Below are 20,101 nucleotides of genomic sequence, written 5' to 3' on the forward strand. Positions count from 1 at the left end.
TTGCACGGGAGTACCTTTCTGAGAGGGAGAAAACTCAGCGACCGTTCAACAGCTTCTGGTCGCACGTGACAATGTCCTGGCCTACCCGCTTCCCGCCTTGGCCGGGAGTCTCGGTACGGAGTCCGGTGATCTTTGCGCCGCCAAACTTTCCGCCCTGGATCGACACGTCGGTGACCTTGCGGTCCATGTCGTAACCCATCTTGAGCATTCCCTTTTGGCCGGGCTTCACAGTGATGCCCACAGCACCGGAGCTGGTTTCGGTGTGGGACTGGGTGAATCCCGCACTGGCACCAATGCCCAGTCGGTCCTTGACCAGGGTGACGTCGACACTGGCGCCGATGTTCCACCCCCAGGAGAAGGTGTGGAGTGCCGTGATCGTCTGGGTAATGTCATTACCGTTCGGAGCACAGTTGTCGATCGGCCCGGTACCCAGGTCCTGGTTCTCGGCGTCATACCATTTGGTGACCTGGCCGGCGTCCTGAGTCGTCGTGGAGGCACACGAAACGGAGAGGTTGCCGCACTGCTGGAGTGCTTCCAGAACATCGGCCTGTCGGGTCAGCGTGGTGCCGTTGTCGTACTTGACGGTCGCGCTTCCCTCGTTCAGCCAGTTGTCGGTGTGGCCGTTGATCTCTTGCGGGGACGCCGCGGATGCCGTCGGCACAGCCACGGCAAGCGCCATCGCGGACGCGGCCGCGGCGATTCCTGCCCGGTAACGGAAGGTCATGAGACTTTCGCTTTCTCTGGCAACGGGAGCCTTAGGGCTCAAGGGTTGTGTGAGGTGCCGGCACGTGCCGGTTTCAGCAACCGACTTCCAGGAGCTTCGAGTTGAAGGCGGTCCCGCTCACCTCGACGCAGCGGTTCTTGTCGGGGGTCACGGCGATGCTGTCCGAGGGGGATTCCCAGGGGAAGTTCTTGAGGTCGATCACCACTTGGGTGGTGTTCGCCGGAACCCCCACCGAGAGCGAATCGCCCATCGGGCGGGAGATGTTGCAGTAGTTCTTGTCCTCCGCGCCCACGAACGTGTAGCAGGTGGTGGCGGCTATCGCGGCGTTCTGCTTGATCTGGATGTGAGTGCCCTCCGCCGCGGACGCAGTGGTGGCGAATGCCCCCAGCGGCAGGCAGGCGCCGGCTACGGTGGCCAGGCCGAACAGAACCTTGCTACGCCTCTTCATGTGACTCGATCCTTTCTCGAAAATTCACGAAGGCGACACCGTCCGCCGCACAACCCGTTTCCGGGACGCCCCTCGTGTTCGCGTCATCAGTGATGGTGTGACAGTTCCCATTGTTGGCAGCCAATCCCTGGCCGAGAACCCCTGTTTTGGCTATGGCCCCATAGCCAAAGCCATGAGACATCGGGCGGCGTTCGCCTGCCCCTCTCGCCATGTGGTGGGCAATGCCCTTCCGCATCAAGCCCCTTGCCGGGATGGAGAGTCAGCTATTCCTTGAGATCGAAGAGAAGCTGCGCGAAAGCCTCTTCCACACAGGAGAATTTCCGGCCGAGGAGGTGCGCCATCACGATGGGGTGGCTCGGCAGCGCGGGGACCAGGTCGACCAACGCCAGTCGTCCATCCCGCACTTCTTGCGCCACACAGTGCCAGGACATGAGACTCGCTCCCAGCCCTGCGGACACCGCGAGCTTGAGTGCTTCGTTCCCCCACACCTCTCCCTTGTCGACGGGCTGAATGTTCCAGCGCCGCAGGGCGGTGTTCTGTAGGTCGCGGGTTGCCGAACCGCTTTCCCGCAGCAGCAACCGCTTCGTTGCCACGTCCTCCGCCGTGACCTGACGGCCGGCCAGCGGATGTTCGCCGCCCACAACGAGGACGAGCCGTTCGGACAGAATGGGCTCGATGACAAGTCCCGGCGCAGTCGGCTCGCCATCGAGCAGCGCCATACCGACCACCCCGTCGATAAGCTGCTGCGTCACCTGCTCCATTCCACCCGTGTGGATGTCCCATCGCAGTCCGGGAATCCGGGCGGTGAGACGGGCGAGTACGGACGGAACCAGAATGGCGGCCGCGTCGTTGGTGGTGGCCACCCGCAGACGGGGCTCGGAGGAAGACACCGTCAGTTGTACGGCGATCAGCGCTTCTTCGACGAGGGGCATGAGGCGTTGGGCATACGACAGGAAGGTCTCGCCCTTGGCGGTCAGCCGGATACGCGCCCCCGACCGGTCGATGAGGGTGGCTTGAAGAGAGGCTTCCAAGCGCCGCACCTGGTTGGAGACCGACGGCTGACTCATATACAACTTCCGTGCGGCAGCGGAAAATCCCCCGCACTCCACCACGGCGACGAAGATCTGTAGACGACGTAGGCACAGTGTGTTCACGTATCGGCCTTTCGTCGGCCCTTGTTCACCATGGGTATGCAGCTGGTCCGTCGTTCGTCTGTCTCTGTTAACCGGCGCTTGCGGTGGAGTTCATCGAGCATTGCGTCCAAGTCGCCCTCGTTCAGGGCCAGGTGATCCTTGGACCGGCCGGAGCGCGGAGCGTGGGAAATGAAGACGGAGCTCGTGCCCCTCACGCCGTCATTGCCGCCGCCGCACAGAGAGATAGGCACCAGCACGCGGACGTCGGTTAACGACGCAAGGGGAACGCGGAGCGCAGAGGTGCGGGGATATGGGCCACGGAGGGGGGTTTGCGTGGTCATGAGGTCCATGCTTGGAACCGCATGTAACGGTTTTTCTGTCGCTAGATGATGAGAACGTAACAATGCTTCGAAAAAGCGCGACGTGGTGGCGGGAGATGGCGGCGACGGCGTCGGCGCCATCAACTCCACCTGGTGCAGTTGAATTCCGAACGAGCGCTTCGTAGTTGACGCCGCGCCAGCTGAGGATTGTCGCGGGGCACCCGACGGCCCCGCCGCCTCCCGATACCCCGCCCGTCAGCTCAGCGGAGCACGCCGGCGCCACCGGCCCTTCACCCCGCGCCGCAACCGCACCCGAACCCCACCCATGCCGCAACCCACCCGGGCCGACCGGCTACCAGACCCACGCAATCCCACGAACGGGTGACAACCACCGTTCGAGCCGCCCCACCACCCCGCCATCAAGGCCGCCCCCGGCCTCCGCCACCCAATAGAACATGCATCCACAATCTGCCCCCTCGTCACCCGTTACGGGGAGCCAAACCGACCGTTCTTTAGAGCACCTGTGCCCACGACTCACCTTCCTGGAGAAGTCATGGATCCTGTGCCCGTCCTCGTGCATGGCCCCGCCGGGTTCGAACGGCGGCAGCCTGGGCTCTTACCCACTGTCCGCCCCGGGCGCGTGCTTGACGCTTCCGCATGGCCCGTTGACCGCTCGTCCCGTATGGCCACGAGGTGGTGGGCATGAGTACGGCGCAAGGGGCCGCGTCCCCGTCACCGGATGAGCGAGCCGGCGTGCCGGGCCCCCGCCGTGAACCATTGGGACTGCCACCGACGGCTGCGCCCACGGGGCCGGGGGACGGCGATCTGGCCGATGAGTTGGAAGAGGCGTACTGGTCGGTCTACGACGGCGCCGCGGCCAAGTCGACGGTCCGCGAAGTCCTGGTGCGGCTGCCGCGCATCGTCCGGCAGATCGGCCGGCTGGCATGGCAGGCCGACCGCTCGGCCACGCTGGCCGTCGTGGTGCTGCAACTGGTCTCCGCAGCCATGTCGGCCTTCGGGCTGGTGGCCTCGGTCGCCGTGCTGCGTGAGCTGTTCGGCCACGGGCCGACACCCGACAAGGTCCGCAACGCGGTGCCGCAGATCCTGCTCGTCGTGGGCTTCCTGTCCGCACGGGCACTCCTTGAGGCCGGGGTCGCCGTCGCGCAGGCGCGGGTGACACCGAAGATCCGTACCGCGCTGGAATGTGACTTCCTACGGCTGACCGCGCACGTCCGGCTGGAGGTCGTCGATGACGCCGACTGGCACGACGACGCCTACCGCGCTTCCGACCGCGGCCTGTTCTACGCCCGGCAGATCGTCGGCCAGGTCGTCTCGCTGGCCTCCACACTCCTCGGGCTCATCGGGACGGCCGGCGTCCTCACCTCCCTGCACCCCGCTCTCCTCCCGCTGCTCCTGCTGTCCGTCCTGCCCGTGGGCGCCGCGGCCGTACGCACGGCACGGGCCCGGTTCCACAGCTTCAAGCGGTGGAACGCGCTCCAGCGCCGGGTGCGGGTCTTCTCCTGGCTGCTGCTGGAGCGGGACGCCGCCGCCGAACTGCGCTCCGACACCGCCCAGAACGCCATCCTGGACGAGCACCGCCGGCTGACCGCCCGGATCGCCGAGGAGGACACCCACCTCGGGGTGAGTTCCGCGCTGCTGACGCTGGCCGGCCGGGCCGTGGGAGGCGTCGGGACCGGCGTCACCTACGTCGCGCTGGGGGCCATGCTGATCGCCGGGTGGCTTCCCCTGGCGGCCGGCGCCGGCGCGGTGCTGGCGATCCAGACCGGACAGACCGCGCTGACGCGTTTCGTGGATGTGGCGCATCTGGTCTATGAGCACGCCATGTGGGTCGATGACCTCCTGGCGTTCCAGGAACGCTGCCGTGGGCTACAGCCCCGTCGGCGTACGGTGACCGCGCCCGCCACCGTCGCCACCCTCACGCTCGACGACGTCAGCTTCACCTACCCCGGCAAGGAGGCCCCCGCGCTGAGCGGCATCTCGATGACGCTGCGCGCCGGGGAGACCGTCGCCTTCGTGGGCGTCAACGGCTCGGGCAAGAGCACCTGTTCACGGTTGATCGCCGGGCTGTACGAGGCGGATGAAGGTGCGGTGCGCTGGGACGGGGTGGACGTGCGGGACATGGACGCCGAGTCGCTACAGGCACGCGTCGCCACCGTGTTGCAGGACCCGGTGCACTTTCCCTTCAGCGCGCTGGCGAACCTCACGGTCTCGCGCGGCACGCTCACGGAGGCCGATCCTCAACGGGCGTGGGACGCCGCACGGGCCTCCGGTGCCGAGCAGGTCATCGCCGGTCTGCCGGGGACCTGGCAGGCGGTGCTGTCCAAACGGTTCCGGGGCGGCCAGGAGCTGTCGGCCGGCCAGTGGGCCAAAATCGCCGTCGCGCGGGGGCTGTACAAGAACGCTCCCGTGCTGCTGCTCGACGAACCGACGGCGAGCATGGACCCCAAGGCCGAACACGCGGTGTATCAGGCGGTGTTGCGGAACAAGAACCGGGCGGATCAGATCACCGTGCTGATCTCGCACCGGCTGGCGAGCGTCGTGGAGTGCGACCGGATCTTCGTCTTCGACGGGGGCCGGATCACCGAAGCCGGTTCGCACCAGCAGCTCATGTCTCTCGGCGGCGACTACGCCCAGATGTTCACCCTCCAGGCAGCCGGCTACCAGGCCGCGTCCGCGCCCTCCGACCCCGACACAAGGACAGCACACCCATGAACGACCAGACTTCACCGACCGACTCGACCCCGTCGGCACCAGCCACCAGCGAACGAGGCGTCCCCCACATCATCGGCGTCCATCTCTACCTGGAGAACGCCCACGGCGAAATCCTGCTCGGCCTGCGCCACCCCGACTCCGCCTACGCAGCGAGGACCTGGCACTTCCTGGCCGGCCACTGCGAACAGGAATCCGCCGTCACCTGCCTCGTCCGAGAAGCCCACGAGGAAGCCGGCCTGCTCATCGACCCCGCCGACGTCGAGTACGCGCACGCCGTCCACCTCGTCGATACGCCCGGCACACCGCCCCGCTTGCAACTGGTCTTCCGCGCCCGCCACTGGACAGGCACACCGGAAACCCTCGAACCCGACAGGTGCGTCAGCTGGAACTGGTGGCCCCCGGAGGCACTCCCCGAGCCACTCGTCCCATACGCCCGCGCCGCCATCGACGGCATCCAGGCGGGACGCCTCTACACCGAGTACGGCTGGACGTAACCGACGCCAGGGCAGGCGGCCGCGTCCGGAGCCCCGCCCACCCCTGTCGACGCTCCCCACCGCAGCTCGCGCTTTCGACGCCCTCCCGCTGCCCCCCACCACCAAAGGAGACACCACCGTGCACAGCGACACCTGGGACACCGTCGCCCGCCTGGCCCGACGCTTCAACACCCATGACGACGAACGCGGTCTGGACGCCGCCCAGCAGTGGACCCTCCAGGTGCTGAAAATCGCCGAGGAGACCGGCGAAGCCTCCCAAGCCGTCATCGGTGTCCGCGGCACCAACCCCCGCAAGGGCGACAGTCACACCTGGCAGGACGTGCACGCCGAGGTCGCCGACGTCATCATCACCGGCCTGGTCGCTCTCGCCCGCATGCGCCCCGACGACGCCGCGCCCTACCTCCGCCAGCAACTCGCCGCCAAAGCAGCCAAGTTCCTCCTTCCTCCGAGCCCGGCGCAGGTGTCACCCCTTGCGTGACGGCGCAGTGAGCGGCATCTGACTGCCGCCAGGACTCGGGTGCCCGCCCTCGCTCCCCGGAACGCACCAAGCGTCGCGCATCCGACGGGGAGCAGGGGCGGGGCGGCGGCGCGGGCGGGACGCAACGCGCACACGCCCGGAAACACCATCGATTGATTTTCGATCGAAACCAATCGATAATCGATACATGCATCGTTTCTACATCGCCGCGCTCCGGGTCGGCATCGCCGCAGTGATCTTGTTCGGACTCTTCGGCCAGATCGTGGTCATCCCGACCACGGCAGCCGATGAGGTCGACCGCTTCCCTCCCTACGCCCCCTTCGCCACGCCTTATGTGACAGTGGCGATCGTCGGTATCGCCTGCGTCCAAGTTGCGCTCGCCGCCGTGTGGATGCTGCTCACCATGGTCCAACGCGACGCGATCTTCACTCCGCGGGCGTTCCGATGGGTCGACACCATCATCGGGTGCTCCCTCGTGGCCACGCTGCTGGCGATCGGCGTCACCGGACATCTGGCCGTCACCGACATCCCTTCGCCCAGTGACGGCATGGAGGTTATCGGCGCACTGGCCGCAGCGATCGCGAGCGTGGGCGTGGGGGCAGCGTTCGCGATGCTCATCGTCATCATGCGCAGCCTCTTGCACAAGGCGACGGAGCTACAGACCGAGATCGCCGAGGTGGTCTGATGGCGATCATCGTCGATCTCGACCTCCAGCTCGCCAAACGCGGCCTGTCGGTGGGCGAGTTCGCCGATGCCGTCGGCATCACCCCCGCCAACATCGCCGTACTGAAGAACGGCCGCGCGAAGGCTGTGCGCTTCACGACACTCGACGCGATCTGCCGCACACTCGACTGCCAGCCCGGCGACGTACTGCGCTGGGTGCCTGACGAGGGGGTGGATGACGCCTAGCGTCTGTCGGGAACGGCTGGTCACAGCCACTCGCTGTGGACTGTGACCAGCGCCGTTTGCCGAAAGGCGCCGCAGAGGACCCCGGTAGCGGGACTAACAACGATGACCGTGCCTCCAAGCGCCGCTGGGCAGGAGCAGGACAGCCCGTTGTCAGTGGTCCCCGGCATCATGGTTTGCATGACACAGAGCGCTGTCGATGCACTGCACACACTCGCGCGCGAGTACTTGCCTCAGGAGATCGCCGAGCGGTGGATCGGGCTGCTGCGGCCCGGGCTGCGACTGGAGAAGGCTGAGGGGGCGGGCTCGGTTGTCGGTCGGCTCGGTGGGGTGCCGGGGCTGCCGGAGGGTGAGGAGTGGCCCGTATGGGAGGGGCATGGGCCGCTGGCCTTTGTTGCTTCGCTCGACTGTGCCGCGCTCCCCTCGGGCGCCCTCGATATCGCCATGCCGACGGACGGCACCCTGGCCTTCTTCTACTTTGACGGGCAGTTGGACGACGGCTCTGCGGTGGTCGATCCCGGTGAGCCCGACAGTTGGGCGGGAGCGCGCGTCCTGTACATACCTGCGGGCGTTCCCGTTGCCGAGCGGATGGCGCCGGAAGACATTCAGCCGTACCCCGTGGTTCCGCTGACGGCACGTGTGGAGACGACGGCACCGCACCTCTGGCACCCGGTGGTCTACCGGGAGTTCGCGCCGATGCCCGATGACCATCCGGTGTGGGGCGAGGACTTCCAGGAGGCCCTGGGGGATCACTTCGAGGGCACGGAGCACCGCATCGGTGGCCATGCGCACCCGGTGCAGGGCGAGGTGGAGACCGAGGTCGCCCACGGCGCGCTGGGGAACCCGCCGTGGAATGACCCCCGTATCAAGGAGGAGGCCCTCCGGTGGGTGCTGCTGGCGCAGTTCGACTCGGATAACGACGCGGACATGATGTGGGGCGACTGCGGTGCGCTCTACTGGCTCATACGTCCCGAAGACCTGGCCAAAGGCCGCTTCGACCGCGCCATGTTCACCTGGCAGTGCTGCTGAGGAGACCCCCTCACGTTTCCGCCACCCACCCATACCCCTGTCAGGCGAGGGCCCAGTGATGGAGTTGCCCGTCGTGGCGGGTGGGCCAGCCACCGGGGCCACCGGCCCAGCCGGTCCAGCCGACCCATCCGCAGCCACAGCCGCCCTGCCCTGCATGCCTGGTCGGTGGGGACAGCCCCACCCGTGATTGGGGGGTGGGGTGCATGGTCGCCGTCGCGGCCGGCCGCAAGTCTTAGGGGATGAGACAACACAGGTCCGCTTTCCTCGCATTGCTCCTTTCGCTCGGTGCGGTGGCCGCCGCCGCGGCTCCGTGCTCGGCGCAGACGCCGGGACAGTCGCCGGTACCCGCCCTGGAACGGAACGCGCACGCGCTGCGCACCACCGAGCCCCATAGGAGCCTGGACGATCTGCGCCCGGTCGGCCGGATGGTGAAGGACGCGCGGGTGGTGGGTCTGGGCGAGGCAACCCACAGTTCGCATGAATTCTTCGCCATGAAGCACCGGGTCTTCCGCTACCTCGTCGAGGAAAAGGGGTTTCGCAGCTTCGCCCTGGAGGGGAGCTGGAGCACCGGGCTACGGCTCAATGACTATGTGCTGCACGGCAAGGGCGATCCACGGCAGATCATGCGCGAGGAGTTCCAGAGCAACTACTCCTGGTGGAACAACGCCGACTACCTGAACTTGCTGACATGGATGCGCAGTTACAACACCCGGCATCCGCACGATCCGGTGCAGTTCATGGGCGATGACTTCGGGTACGCCGGGCCGGGACTCTATGACCAGGTGACCGGCTATGTGGCCAAGACCCACCCGGCGCTGCTGCCGCGCTTCGCCGAGCTCTACCGCGGTCTGCGGCCGACGACCACCGTCGACGCCCATATCAACAGGTATCTGAAACAGCCGCTGGCCGAACGGAAGGCGATAGCAGACCGGACCGGGCGCGCGCTGAGTCTGCTCAAACGGCAGCAACCCGGCGCGGGTTCCGGCGGTGGGGAGGCGCACGCCTGGGCCGTACAGCACGCCACCGCCATCGATCAGACGGCCCGGGGCTACGCCTTCGACCTCGACGATCCGCGGCAGGTAGCGGCGGCCATGCGCTACCGCGACGCGGTCATGGCGGACAACGTGGCCTGGTGGCAGAAGCACACCGGGGACAAGACATTGCTGTCAGCTCATGATGGGCATGTCGCCCTGCGGACCCACGATCCGAAGAACTACCCGAAGGTGCAAGGGAGCTTTCTGCGCGACAGGTTGGGCTCCCGCTATGTGAGCATCGGCATGACCTTCGACCGGGGTTCGTTCAACGCCACCGGAGCCGATGGGCAGGTCCGGGCCTTCACAGTGGGTCCCGCGAAACCGGGCACCAATGAGTACACCCTGGACCAGGTGCGCCACCGCGACTACGTCCTGGACCTGCGCACCGCCCCGCCCGCGGCGCGCACCTGGCTGTCCACGGCCCGTATGACCAAGACCATCGGCACGGAATATCCCGGGCCCGGGACGGAGTACCGGATCGCGCTCGCGCGGTCGCACGACATCGTCGTCCATCTGCACCGCGTCCGGGCGGCCCGGCTGCTGGCTGCCCCGGCGCCCGCCGCGAAGTGAGCTGAAGGGAGCTGTCGGCGTCCTCCGCGGCGGGCCCGTCGCCCTGGTCACCGGGCCGGTGACCAGGGCGGGCCAGGCAGGTGTCGGGTGGTGACCGGGTCACCCCCCGCGTCCGGCCGTGTCCGCCCACGACGGCCGGCCCGGCTCAGTCCACCGTTTGGTCGCCGTCGGGCAGATCCACGACCGTCACCTTGCCCCGCGGCTCCCCGAGCCCGTCCGCCACCGCCCTGGCCAGGCCCTTCGGGTCGGGCCCGGTGGGGACGGGTACCTGCTCGCCCTCTTCGTAACTCTCGATCGCCCTGGTGAAGTAGCTCGGAACCCAGGCACCGACGGCGCCCCTGACCTCCACCGCGCGTACTCCCCGCGTCCCGATGCGCTGTTTGACGGCGGCGAGGATCCGATCCGACCGGTACTCCCCCGGCACCTGAAACAGGCTGGCGTGCGCGCCGAGTTTTCCACCGTCCTGGAGGCGGACGGTCACCGTCAGACAACTGGTCACGCTCGGGTAGAGGATCGTCCCGCCCGGCCCGACCTCGCCGACCTGGCCCTCGGTGATGGTGAGGTGCGCGGTCGCGGGGGTGACGGGCTCCGTCGCACGGGCCGGAGGCGCCACTGGCCCCAGGTGAACCTCGCTTGCGACCGCGGGCTGAGCCTGGGCCACGGCCACGCCGCCGGCACCCAGGGAAAGCGCCAACAGTGCGGTGACGGGTAACCCTGCCGCGCCCCTACCGTTCGTTCGCCGCCACCGCACCTGCCGTATCTGCCGCATCCGCGCCACACATCCTTTCGTCGCCATGGTGAAGACCTTCTCCCCATCCTGCGTCCATGAGCAGTCGCACCCCGCACGCCCGGCCCGTTGAGTGCCACGCACGTCCGGGGAGGGGCGCCGAGCCGTGGCCCTGCGGCAGCCCGCGACGGCCACGGGACTCGACGGTGCCGCGACACCCGCCCAGCGACCGCCCGCCCCAGATGATGCGCTTCGCCGCCTGCGACCGTGCAATGGAGAGGGGGAAGGCTGCGGAGTCGGCGGGAGGCGTATGCGGGTGGACAGGCGTTGGGCCGCACGTCTGGCACTGGTGGCGGGGACGGCGGCGCTGCTGGTGCTGCTGGTGTTTGCCGGGATTCGGAGCTTCGCGCTGGTGGGCGTGGGAGTGGCCGGGCTGGCTGCCACGGCGGCCGGGTTGTGGTGGGTGCTCGCGCACACCGGGGTGCTCAGGGTGCTCGCCCTGATGCTGGCGACCGCCACACCGGTCGTCGTCCTGGTGCTCTACGCGATCGCCGGGCTGCTGTGGGTGGTGCTGGTCTCGCTCGCCTTGTGGACGCTCGCCGTCTTCACGGGCAGATCAGCACTGGCACCGCACACCGAGCCGGCCCGCGCACCGGAACGCCCGGTCGCCCCGCCGAGACGCCCGTTCCTCATCATGAATCCGCGCTCGGGCGGCGGTAAGGTCGGCAGATTTCACCTGGCGGAGCAGGCCAGGGCGCTCGGCGCCGAGGTCGTCGAGCTGGACCCCGCGCAGCCGCAGGATGTCGCCGAGCTGGCGAGGCGGGCCGTCGACGAGGGCGCCGATCTGCTCGGGGTCGCGGGCGGCGACGGGACGCAGGCGCTGGTCGCGGGTGTGGCGGCGGCACGCGATGTGCCGTTCGTCGTCATCTGCGCCGGGACCCGCAATCACTTCGCCATGGACCTCGGTCTCGACCGGGAGGATCCCTCGGCCTGCCTTCAGGCGCTCACCGATGGTGTCGAGCTGCGCATCGATCTGGGCTTCATCGATGTCGGGCAGCCCACGGCGGAGGGCCAGGGGCGCGTCTTCGTCAACAACGCCTCCTTCGGCGCGTACGCGAGCGTGGTGCAGAGCCCGGCTTATCGCGACGACAAGGCCCTGACCATCCTCCAGATGCTGCCGGACCTGCTGACCCACCACAGCGGCCCGGGCCTGAAGGTGCGTACGGACGCCGTGTCCATCGACGGGCCGCAAGCCGTTCTGGTGAGCAACAACCCCTACCGGATGGGCGATCCCGCGGGGCTGGGGCGGCGGGATCGGCTGGACTCCGGCGTCCTCGGGGTGCTCGGTGTCACGGTCGACAACGCGGTGCAGGCGGCCGCGATGCTGCGCGGCCGACGTGGGCCCGGTCTGACCTCGATCGCCGTCCCTGAGGTGGTCATCGAGGCCGACGCACCCGCCGTCCCGGCCGGTGTCGACGGCGAGGCCCTCACCGTGCCCACCCCCGTACGCTGCTGGCTCGAACCCGGCGCTCTGCGCGTACGGCTGCCCCGCCACCGCCCCGGCACGCCGCGTGGCAAGCCGCCGATGGATTGGCGCCGGGTGCGCCGGCTGGCCCTGACGGTGGGACGGACCGCGGCGGGGCGGGACACCGACTGATCAGCACCGGCCTGTCAGCCGTAGCCCGGCACGGGAATCCGACCGATCAGCACCGGCCACTTCGCAACCCGGCACGGGAATCCGACCGATCGGCGCCGGCCGCTCCGCAGCTCAGCACGGGAATCCGGCTCATCGGCGCCGGCCTTTCCGCAGCTCAGCGGAGGCGCGACATCGTGCCGGATCTCGCCCATCGGTGACCGGATAACAACCCTCCGTGGCATCTTGGTCCACTTTTTGAGTTTCGCCGCCGTAACGGAACCCCGGCATCCACCAGCCCCTCTCTCTGGGCGTCCACTGGGGCACTTCAGGGCGAATAAATGCGATGAGGACCGTTATGCGTGATTACAGTCGGCGAGGAATGCTCGGACTCGGGGTGGGAGCGGCAGCGGCTCTGTCCGTAGCGGGCTGTTCCCCCTCCGGTTCGTCGGAATCCGGGAAGGTGTCGGCCAAGCCCGGGCAGCAGAAGCCCAGGTCGAAGCCGATCGGCGACGGCTCAACCGCGCACACCGGCAAGCAGCCCCACCAGCCGCCCCAGCCGGAGCGGTTGAAGCCCGGCCAGAAGCCGCCCCAGTTCGTGGTCTTCTCCTGGGACGGGGCGGGCGAGGTCGGCAACGGCCTCTTCCCCCGATTCCGCAAGCTCGCCCGCGACCACAATGCCTCCATGACTTTCTTCCTCTCGGGGCTGTACCTGCTGCCCGAATCGAAGAAGCGCCTGTACCGCCCGCCGAACAACCCCGTCGGCGCCTCCGACATCCCCTACCTCACCGATGACCACATCAAGTTGACGCTGAAGAACGTGCGCGCGGCCTGGCTGGAGGGCCACGAGATAGGCACGCACTTCAACGGGCACTTCTGCGGCACCGGCAGCGGTTCGGTCGCCCACTGGACCCCCACCCAGTGGGACTCCGAAATACAGCAGGCCATGGACTTCGTCACCAAGTGGCGCACGAACACCGGCTTCACCGACCTCGACCCGCTGCCCTTCGACTACAGCAAGGAACTCGTCGGCGCCCGCACCCCCTGCCTGCTCGGCCAGGAGAACCTGCTGCCGACAGCGAAAAAGCGCGGCTGGCGCTACGACGCCAGCTCGCCCGGCGGCCTCCAGATCTGGCCCACCAAGAAGCAGGGCATCTGGGACTTCCCCCTCCAGTCCATACCCTTCGGCAACCTCCCCGCCGGAGTCCTCTCCATGGACTACAACATGCTCTACAACCAGTCCCAGAACTCCACCAAGGGCCCCCCGGCCAACTACCCCCGCTGGCGCAAGCAGGCCGCCGACGCCTACATAGCCGGCTTCCAGCGCGCCTATGAGACCAACCGCGCCCCCTTCTTCGTCGGCAACCACTTCGAACAGTGGAACGGCGGCATCTACATGGACGCCGTCGAGGAAGCCATCAAGCACATCACCGACGAGAAGCACCAGGACGTCCGACTCGTCTCCTTCCGCCAACTGTGCGACTGGCTCGACGCCCAGGACCCCAAGGTCCTCACCGACCTACGCCAACTCGGCGTGGGACAGAAGTTCGCCACGCGCGGCTGACGAATGCCGGTGGGGGTGCGGATCCCCACTGCGCCCCGCCCCTGTTCTGCCCCCGGCTCTCTCCCCCGAGCCGGAGCAGCGGCAATTCCCGTACTTCACCAACCGATGGTTCACGCTTTTTCCCAGATTGGACAGTGAGCAGATATGAGGTGGGCTTCCGCCCTCACCGCGGCCGCTATCGGAACCGGTGCGGTCGCCGGGCCCGTCCTCGCGGCTACGCCCTCCGTCGCAGCACCCCAGCAGGCCAAGGCAGTTACCTCGACGGTGGAATGCACGTCCAGCAATCACAAGCTGGCCAAGAAGCTGGCGGCGGATATAACCGAGGCGCTGGCGAGCCGGGAGAGCATGGCGTCGCTGTCCTTCTTCGACCGGCCCACCGGGACCAGTTGCACCTCCGGCACTGCCAAGAAGTACGACGGGGCCAGCGTGACGAAGACGGTCATTCTCGGGGCCTTGCTGTACCAGAAGGGCGGCACCCTCACCGAGGCGGAAGACGCTCTCGCACGCAAGATGATCATTGATTCGGACAACGCCGCCGCGACCACGCTGTGGAAGCAACTGTCCGATCTGAAGGATCCCAAGAAGCCGGACCCTGTCAAGATTCAGGAATTCCTCGACACGGCCGGGATGGGCAGCACCGTCCTCGACAAGGAAGGTTCCTGGGGCCTCACCCAGGTCACCGCGGACGACCAGGCCAAGCTACTGCGCCTCTTCACTGGTACCGACGACTCGGTCCTCGGGAGCAAGAGCCGCTCTTACGCACTTGAGCTGATGAAACAGGTGCAGAGCATCCAGCGCTGGGGTGCCACCGCCGGCGCTCCGCTCGACTCCGTCGTCCATGTGAAGAACGGCTGGCTACAGCGCAGCCAGAACCCTGACGTCGATTCTTTCGACCGGGGTGACTGGAAGGTGAACAGCATGGCGGCCCTCACGGAGAACGGGTACGGCTCCGGGCTGGTCGTCCTCACCGAGAACAACAGAGTCCCCGAAGGGCACCCCGCAAACGAAGGGTGGGACTACGGGATCGAAACGATAGAGACCGTCTCCCGTGCCATATACCGGGACGTTTATCCGGACGCTGAGGGCTACCACCCGAGCAGGCCGACTTCTCCGGCCAAGCCGTCCGCAGCCGAGCCCGGGGTGGCTCGCTGAGCACTCCCCGGGCTCGGTCAGGACGATCAGGCCGGCCGGTGTTCGGGCGCCGGGGCGGAATTGATGTCCAGAATCTCGCGGAAAGCGGTCATGCACGGCGAGCAATAGCGTGCGGTGGGGTCGTCTTCCTGCTCCGATGGCCCGGGGCCATGGGAAGCCAGCTTGCGACCGCACAAGGTGGCACGGGCGTCGTGCTTGGCCATGACGTGCCACTCCTGTCCTGAGCTGCCGGTCGTCGAGGGGCCGGCGCGCATCTCGTACATGGGCCTCTCCCTGGTTCTGGTGGGGGGACTGGACGGCAGGGAACTAGCCGCCGCCAGTGCCGTGGGTCCGGTTCCATCCGTTGCTCATGGAACACGAGGGCACCCGCCTGGGCCATCGCGGGAGGGCTGGTCGGGTGAACCGGCATCGCGCCGAGTTCGACTGCCGACGACCGGGGGAAAGGATGCCCGCCGCGCAAGCGGGCCGCCACGGACCGAGAGGTCCGAGGGCCGAGGGGCCATCGGAATCCCCTCAGGCATCCTCACCGGCCTCTGCTCAGACTTCCTCAGCGGTTTCCACGTCGCTGACGGTGCAGGGCTGCGGTGATGGCGGACACCGTCTGTGACCCCGGTGGGCAGGACACCGCGACCCGCGCGTACGGGGCCGCGGGACGGAGGTCCACCACGACCGTGGGCGACCGGCGTGGGCGGCGCAAGGCGAGGAAGTCCTGGCCCGCACCGTGCCGCCACACTCCGAGGCACAGGGCGCCCGGAACCGCCAGTGCACGGGTGCGGACGTGAATGCCCCGCAGCGCTCGCCACCAGTCCGGCTGGACGCTCGCCCGCTCCACGGCGGCCAGCGGCACCCGTACGTCTCCGTGCCTGACGATGAGCTTCTCCCACCACGCGAGCCCCATCACCAGCTCGTCGCCGTCCACCGTCAGCCGTGCCACGGCCACACTCCTGCTCGGGTCGCTGGTCAGCTCTGTCAGATCAGCTCTGTCCTGGGACTGACCTCTGCCCGCTCTCGGAAATCGGCTACCGCACAGTCCGGCAGTCGGGTGACGGCAGCCGTCCCGCTGCGGCGCATTTCAGGCGCCACTGTGGATGACCTTGCGGGCGGCGTTGAGCCAGCCGGCCTTCTGGGCGGCGAGCTTCTCGAATTCCGTGGTGTGGCTGCGCACCGCATCGTGCTGCAACCGGGTTTCCGCCTTGCTCCAGACCGACACGAGACGGGTCTCTCGTTTGCACCGCACATCCGTCTGTGCCACCGCGATCTCGTGCCGGGTAGGCCGGGGCGTTTTCGCCCAACGGTCGTCGCCGGCGGCGGCGAGCGGATCCGGATAACGATATCCGTCCCGCTTCATGCAAGCGCTCCAGGAGCGGACGACGGATCTCACCGCGTGATCCCTTTGCGAGGCGGTGAACTCCTCACGGATCCTGCGGTTGAACAGCGCCGTGCTGCTCTTCGGGACGTCGCGGAGCAGGCGGACGTGGGCCTTCTTCCAGCAGCCGCTGACGCCGTCCGTTCCGTACGCGGCGAGCTGCGTAGCGCGTGGCATTTTCTCCCGGGCGCGCCAGATCTCGTCCCGTCGCGCGGTTTCGGGCGGGGCCGGCGGCTGGTGGTAGCCGAACCGGAGGGCGACATCCGGCTCGATGACCCCGTAACGGCGTCGTTGCGGCGGGTCCGGGTCGACGGCGCTCGGTCGGGGTAGCGCGGTCCAGCCCTTCCCCCTGGCGCGCATGCAGCCGCGGATCAGCACGTCTTCGGCCGATTCGATGGTGTGGACATCGGGGCCGGAGAGCGCGTAGGCGTCGAACGGCAGGACCAGGCGGCGTACTTCCTTCGAAGCGGGCGGCACGGCCGGGGGCGGCGCGCTGTGGCGCGGCGGGGAGGGCACTACCCCGGAAGAACACCCGGTGACCAGCGCCAACAGGGCCAGAACGGCGGCGGTATGACGGAATTGCATGGTGGCCTCACTACGCACTGCGGCGCAGTGGGACGGCCGCTGCCGGACGCCCCACCGCACTGCTCTGCTGTCCTACCGGAACGTCACGCAGCTGGCCTTGTTGTCGAACCCGTTGTTGGACAGGTCGTTGTCGGAGCTGTGTGCGTTGGAGTAGTAGTGCGGCCCGACGCAGTTGCCGGGGTGGTCACTCAGTACCACGAAGTGGGATGTGGTGTTGTTGACGGAGCTGGTGCCGTTGTCGATCGTGCGGCCCTTGTGCGGTCCGCTCAGCCAGCGGTTGTTCCGCAGGTCGCGGTCGGAACCCGTGACATAGGCGTAGCCGCCGTGCCGGTCGTCGTCCTTGAAGAAATAGAACTTGGCGGCAGCGATGCCCACCTTGGCCGGGGCCGCGGAGTCACCTGCCGCTGTGTGCGGCGCGGCCGGAGTGGCGGTGGTGGCGTCCGCGGTGGCCGCGCCGATCCCGATCAGTCCCACCGTGCTCAGCGCCGCCGCGCCCACCGTCCGCATCATGTTGCGCTTCATGTGCTCTTTTCCCCCTTGAATCAACGGTGTTACCGACGTGGGTGGGGCCTTCCCGGTCATGGAACGCCCCCTCCCCCGGGCGCTGCCCGGTGTCGGAGCCGGATCGATTCAAGCACTTGTCGCACAGCAGGTACACCGGATTCGATCAGATTCGAAAGCGCAGGGAGGGGGGCGCGTGCGGGCGGCGGATAGGTGGATGCCCTGGGCCTGCGGATCTGTACTCCTATCGGCGCGGAGGGCGGTTACGAGCCATATGCAGACTCGACGGAACACGGTGGGTTCGTGGTCGAGTTGGACTCCTGGAAGACGTCGCCGCGCGTCATTCACCCCAGCGTTGGGTGTACCCCTCGCGCAGCGGGCCGCCGAGCAGGTGGAGCAGCTCCTCGGCCGCGGCTGCCAAGGGGGCGGGGTCGCCGTGTTCGGCCACTGCTTTATGGGCGTCCAGCAGGGCTCTGCCTCGTACCGGGTCGGCGCCGAGGAGCCTTCGGGGCAGCCATTTGCCGATGCCTGTCCAGGCTCGGTGGTGGGCGGTGAGCAGGTGTGCGGCCTCGCGCAGGGTGAAGTCGGCGAGGGAGAGCTGTTCGTACCGGTCGGACGGTGGAGTGTCGCTCAGGTCGTCCATGAAGCAGGTGAGGACGTAACGGCCTCGTTCCCATTCGGCGGGGGTGAGGGGCGGAGGGCCGGACGCGAGAACCGCGCGGGCCTGGGCGCGGGCACGGGCCACATGGCCGTGCGGGTCCAGCAACGGCAGTCCCTGGTCATAGATGAAGAGGACGGTGCCCCGGCGGCGCGCTCTGTCCCACTCGAAGAATCCGGGAAGCTCCGCAACGGTGTGTAAGAACAGTTCGGCCAGGCGGCCGTCGTGGCGGATCACTTCGCGGCGGCCGGTGTCCGAGTCCGGAAGCAGGATCGCCACGTCCAGGTCGCCGGTCGGAGTGGCGCGGCCTTGTGCGGCTGAGCCGCCGAGTATGGCGCCCAGGGCCTGCGGGTAACGGCTCGCGATCAGACGAAGAGCTTGGGCCATCGGGGCTGCTTGATCATCCATGGGCGTTCATGGTGCCAGCCCGGGAGGCCGTCGCTCCGTCCACTCGGATCGCTCAGCGCAGATCCAGGCCGAGTTCCTTCTCCAGCACGGTGGCCTGTTCCGGTGTGGCGAAGACGTAGTAGCTCTCGTATGGGGCGTTCCTGAGGTGCACGAAGTCGGCCAGGTAGAACCGGCGGGTGTCATCACCGGGGTCGGGATCGACATGGCCGATGAACTCGGAGATCGCCAGATGGTCGAGGTAGTCGAACGATTGGTGCTCGGTGTCCTGGGTCATCCGGACTCCGTTGCGGGTGAACTCCAGGATTTCGCCGTACTCGCCGCCGTGCAGCCTGACGTCGGTGATGGTGACCGCGCCGTCGGTGAGTGCTGCGGCCTCCATCAGCAGGCTCGTATAGCTCTCCTCCAGGTCGTCGACATCGTCCGCGTGCGCCGAGATCGCCACACCGAACGCTTCGAGCGCATCGGGCACTTCGTGGGGTGGCAGCTCGTGGTGGGCGAAGCGGGCGTACTCCGTGAGCACGCTGTCGGCCTTCTCCCGGGACACCATGCCCAGCCGCGTCAGGAGCGCCCCCACGTGTGCGTACGACGACGCCCTGAACCAGAACAGCTCGCCCTTCAGCCCGCGCCGCCGCTCGTTCGGCTCCCCGTCCCCGTCCTCCTCGGGGAGCAGCTCACGCAGACACTCCAGCGGAATCGCCGCGCCCCCGATCCGCTTGTCCGGCTGGTCCACGAACGGCACCTCCGTCCAGACGTTCTCCCGCGAGCCGGAGGCCCCGGGCTCGGCGCCAGGATCGAAGGGTATGTACTGCCACACCGCCCCCTTGTTACGCCGGATCACCTCGCCCAGATACCAGCAGGCGCCCTGCACGAACGGCTCGTCCCGCGCCGCGTCGAACTCCGCCACCGTGGCGAACCGCTGCTTCACGAGCGCTTCCAGCCAGTCCAGGGTGTCGGGGTGATAATTCCGCCGCCACGTCCCGTCGAAGGCGTCCTTGCCCCAGGCCGAGAGCCCTGCACTCCGCTCGGCCAGCCACGCCGACAGCACCGGGTCCTCCGGGCGCGCCACCCTGGGGTCCACCAGCGGAGTGTGCTCCTTGACCGGCTGCCAGCCCGGTATCGCCTGCTGCCGCGCCGTCACGGCCTGCCGCAGCCGCGCCCTCTCCTCGGCGAAGGCGGTCCCCGTACGGACGCGGAGGGCGTACGAGATCAGCAACATCGGGGCGACGGGCGAGAGTTCCAGTTCCGGGTCCGGGCAGATGACCGGCTGCCCGGGGCGACCGTCGACCGGCCGGGTGTTCCAGCCCCACGCGCCGCCGGCGACGCCGAGCAGGACTTCACCGAGGTAGGCCGTCGCACTCTCCACGAGCTCGGCCCACTTCGCGTTCTCCTGGCCGGAGTTGTCCTGCTCCAGCAGGTGGGCCTCCAGCGCGTCCAGCGACAGTGGGCCGTAGTCGAAGGGGAAGTCCTCGGGCAGGAGCAGTCGCTCCAAAAGCAGTATCTGATACGGCAGTTCGTCGGACCACTTCTGGAGGAGATGTGGCGGGGAGTTCTCCGGCTGTGTCTCAGCGGTCATGCAAAACACTGTAGGGGCGCGCACTGACATCGGACCGGCTGAGACATCGGACCGGCTGAAGGTCC

Annotated in this window: 20 protein-coding genes; 10 read left to right on the top strand and 10 right to left on the bottom strand. The window is 68.1% G+C overall.

The genetic code is table 11. The features are described from left to right. Positions 1–34 precede the first annotated feature (34 nt). From QT196_RS03045 to QT196_RS03055, 3 genes are all read right to left on the bottom strand, one after another. Positions 35–724 (bottom strand): hypothetical protein, encoded by a 690-nt coding sequence (locus QT196_RS03045; protein ID WP_168477305.1) that lies wholly within the window; start codon positions 722–724, stop codon positions 35–37. Positions 725–797: 73 nt separating this feature from the next. Next, positions 798–1,172: a hypothetical protein gene (locus QT196_RS03050; protein ID WP_168477307.1), complete on the bottom strand. Its 375-nt coding sequence runs from the start codon at positions 1,170–1,172 to the stop codon at positions 798–800. Positions 1,173–1,435: 263 nt separating this feature from the next. Next, complete coding sequence (locus tag QT196_RS03055; RefSeq protein ID WP_168477308.1) at positions 1,436–2,326, bottom strand: LysR family transcriptional regulator; 891 nt, start codon at positions 2,324–2,326, stop codon at positions 1,436–1,438. A gap of 1,001 nt (positions 2,327–3,327) precedes the next feature. On the opposite strand from QT196_RS03055, the gene QT196_RS03060 reads away from it, so the two are divergent. The 7 genes from QT196_RS03060 to QT196_RS03090 all read left to right on the top strand — a co-directional run bounded on the left by QT196_RS03060 (position 3,328) and on the right by QT196_RS03090 (position 9,869). Then, positions 3,328–5,358, top strand: a complete 2,031-nt coding sequence (locus QT196_RS03060; RefSeq protein WP_266735135.1) for an ABC transporter ATP-binding protein — start codon at positions 3,328–3,330, stop codon at positions 5,356–5,358. Further along, entirely contained in the window at positions 5,355–5,852 is a 498-nt protein-coding gene (locus QT196_RS03065) for an NUDIX domain-containing protein (RefSeq protein WP_168477310.1), read from the top strand. The genes QT196_RS03060 and QT196_RS03065 overlap by 4 nt, the downstream gene beginning before the upstream one ends. Positions 5,853–5,970: 118 nt before the next feature. Then, entirely contained in the window at positions 5,971–6,330 is a 360-nt protein-coding gene (locus tag QT196_RS03070; RefSeq protein ID WP_290354285.1) for a MazG-like family protein, read from the top strand. Positions 6,331–6,517: 187 nt separating this feature from the next. Continuing rightward, entirely contained in the window at positions 6,518–7,015 is a 498-nt protein-coding gene (locus QT196_RS03075; RefSeq protein WP_168477312.1) for a DUF2975 domain-containing protein, read from the top strand. Next, positions 7,015–7,239 (top strand): helix-turn-helix transcriptional regulator, encoded by a 225-nt coding sequence (locus QT196_RS03080; protein ID WP_168477313.1) that lies wholly within the window; start codon positions 7,015–7,017, stop codon positions 7,237–7,239. Before QT196_RS03075 ends, QT196_RS03080 begins: the two co-directional genes overlap by 1 nt. 177 nt (positions 7,240–7,416) lie before the next feature. Then, the gene (locus tag QT196_RS03085) at positions 7,417–8,265 is read left to right on the top strand and encodes a YwqG family protein (protein ID WP_168477315.1); all 849 of its coding nucleotides are present in this window, start codon (positions 7,417–7,419) and stop codon (positions 8,263–8,265) included. Between the two features lie 239 nt (positions 8,266–8,504). Then, the gene (locus QT196_RS03090; protein ID WP_168477316.1) at positions 8,505–9,869 is read left to right on the top strand and encodes an erythromycin esterase family protein; all 1,365 of its coding nucleotides are present in this window, start codon (positions 8,505–8,507) and stop codon (positions 9,867–9,869) included. A 145-nt stretch (positions 9,870–10,014) separates the two neighbouring features. On the opposite strand, the gene QT196_RS03095 is transcribed toward QT196_RS03090, so the two are convergent. Then, positions 10,015–10,482, bottom strand: coding sequence for a hypothetical protein (locus tag QT196_RS03095; protein WP_248001000.1), 468 nt, complete (start codon positions 10,480–10,482; stop codon positions 10,015–10,017). Between the two features lie 424 nt (positions 10,483–10,906). On the opposite strand from QT196_RS03095, the gene QT196_RS03100 reads away from it, so the two are divergent. From QT196_RS03100 to QT196_RS03110, 3 genes are all read left to right on the top strand, one after another. Beyond that, complete coding sequence (locus QT196_RS03100; RefSeq protein ID WP_266735125.1) at positions 10,907–12,253, top strand: diacylglycerol kinase family protein; 1,347 nt, start codon at positions 10,907–10,909, stop codon at positions 12,251–12,253. A gap of 334 nt (positions 12,254–12,587) precedes the next feature. Further along, entirely contained in the window at positions 12,588–13,793 is a 1,206-nt protein-coding gene (locus QT196_RS03105) for a hypothetical protein (protein ID WP_266735123.1), read from the top strand. 144 nt (positions 13,794–13,937) lie between these two features. Next, positions 13,938–14,945 (top strand): serine hydrolase, encoded by a 1,008-nt coding sequence (locus QT196_RS03110; protein WP_248001001.1) that lies wholly within the window; start codon positions 13,938–13,940, stop codon positions 14,943–14,945. A gap of 26 nt (positions 14,946–14,971) precedes the next feature. Here the strand turns inward: QT196_RS03110 and QT196_RS03115 are convergent, their stop codons facing one another. The 6 genes from QT196_RS03115 to QT196_RS03140 all read right to left on the bottom strand — a co-directional run bounded on the left by QT196_RS03115 (position 14,972) and on the right by QT196_RS03140 (position 20,036). Next, positions 14,972–15,208 (bottom strand): hypothetical protein, encoded by a 237-nt coding sequence (locus QT196_RS03115; RefSeq protein WP_168477319.1) that lies wholly within the window; start codon positions 15,206–15,208, stop codon positions 14,972–14,974. Positions 15,209–15,492: 284 nt separating this feature from the next. Next, the gene (locus QT196_RS03120; protein ID WP_168477320.1) at positions 15,493–15,879 is read right to left on the bottom strand and encodes a hypothetical protein; all 387 of its coding nucleotides are present in this window, start codon (positions 15,877–15,879) and stop codon (positions 15,493–15,495) included. Positions 15,880–16,017: 138 nt separating this feature from the next. Continuing rightward, on the bottom strand, positions 16,018–16,896 hold the full coding sequence (locus QT196_RS03125) for a hypothetical protein (RefSeq protein ID WP_290354287.1): 879 nt from the start codon (positions 16,894–16,896) through the stop codon (positions 16,018–16,020). 72 nt (positions 16,897–16,968) lie between these two features. Further along, entirely contained in the window at positions 16,969–17,418 is a 450-nt protein-coding gene (locus QT196_RS03130; protein WP_290354288.1) for a hypothetical protein, read from the bottom strand. A 319-nt stretch (positions 17,419–17,737) separates the two neighbouring features. Continuing rightward, positions 17,738–18,463 carry a nucleotidyltransferase domain-containing protein gene (locus QT196_RS03135; RefSeq protein WP_290354289.1) on the bottom strand — a complete coding sequence of 242 codons (726 nt, stop codon included), beginning with the start codon at positions 18,461–18,463 and terminating at the stop codon, positions 17,738–17,740. Positions 18,464–18,515: 52 nt separating this feature from the next. Next, a complete protein-coding gene (locus tag QT196_RS03140) occupies positions 18,516–20,036 on the bottom strand; it encodes a hypothetical protein (RefSeq protein ID WP_290354290.1) in 1,521 nt (506 codons plus the stop codon). Between the last annotated feature and the right edge of the window lie 65 nt (positions 20,037–20,101).

Origin of the sequence: Streptomyces sp. P9-2B-2, assembly GCF_030406865.1 — a bacterium.
In the GTDB taxonomy this organism is placed as follows: domain Bacteria; phylum Actinomycetota; class Actinomycetes; order Streptomycetales; family Streptomycetaceae; genus Streptomyces; species Streptomyces platensis.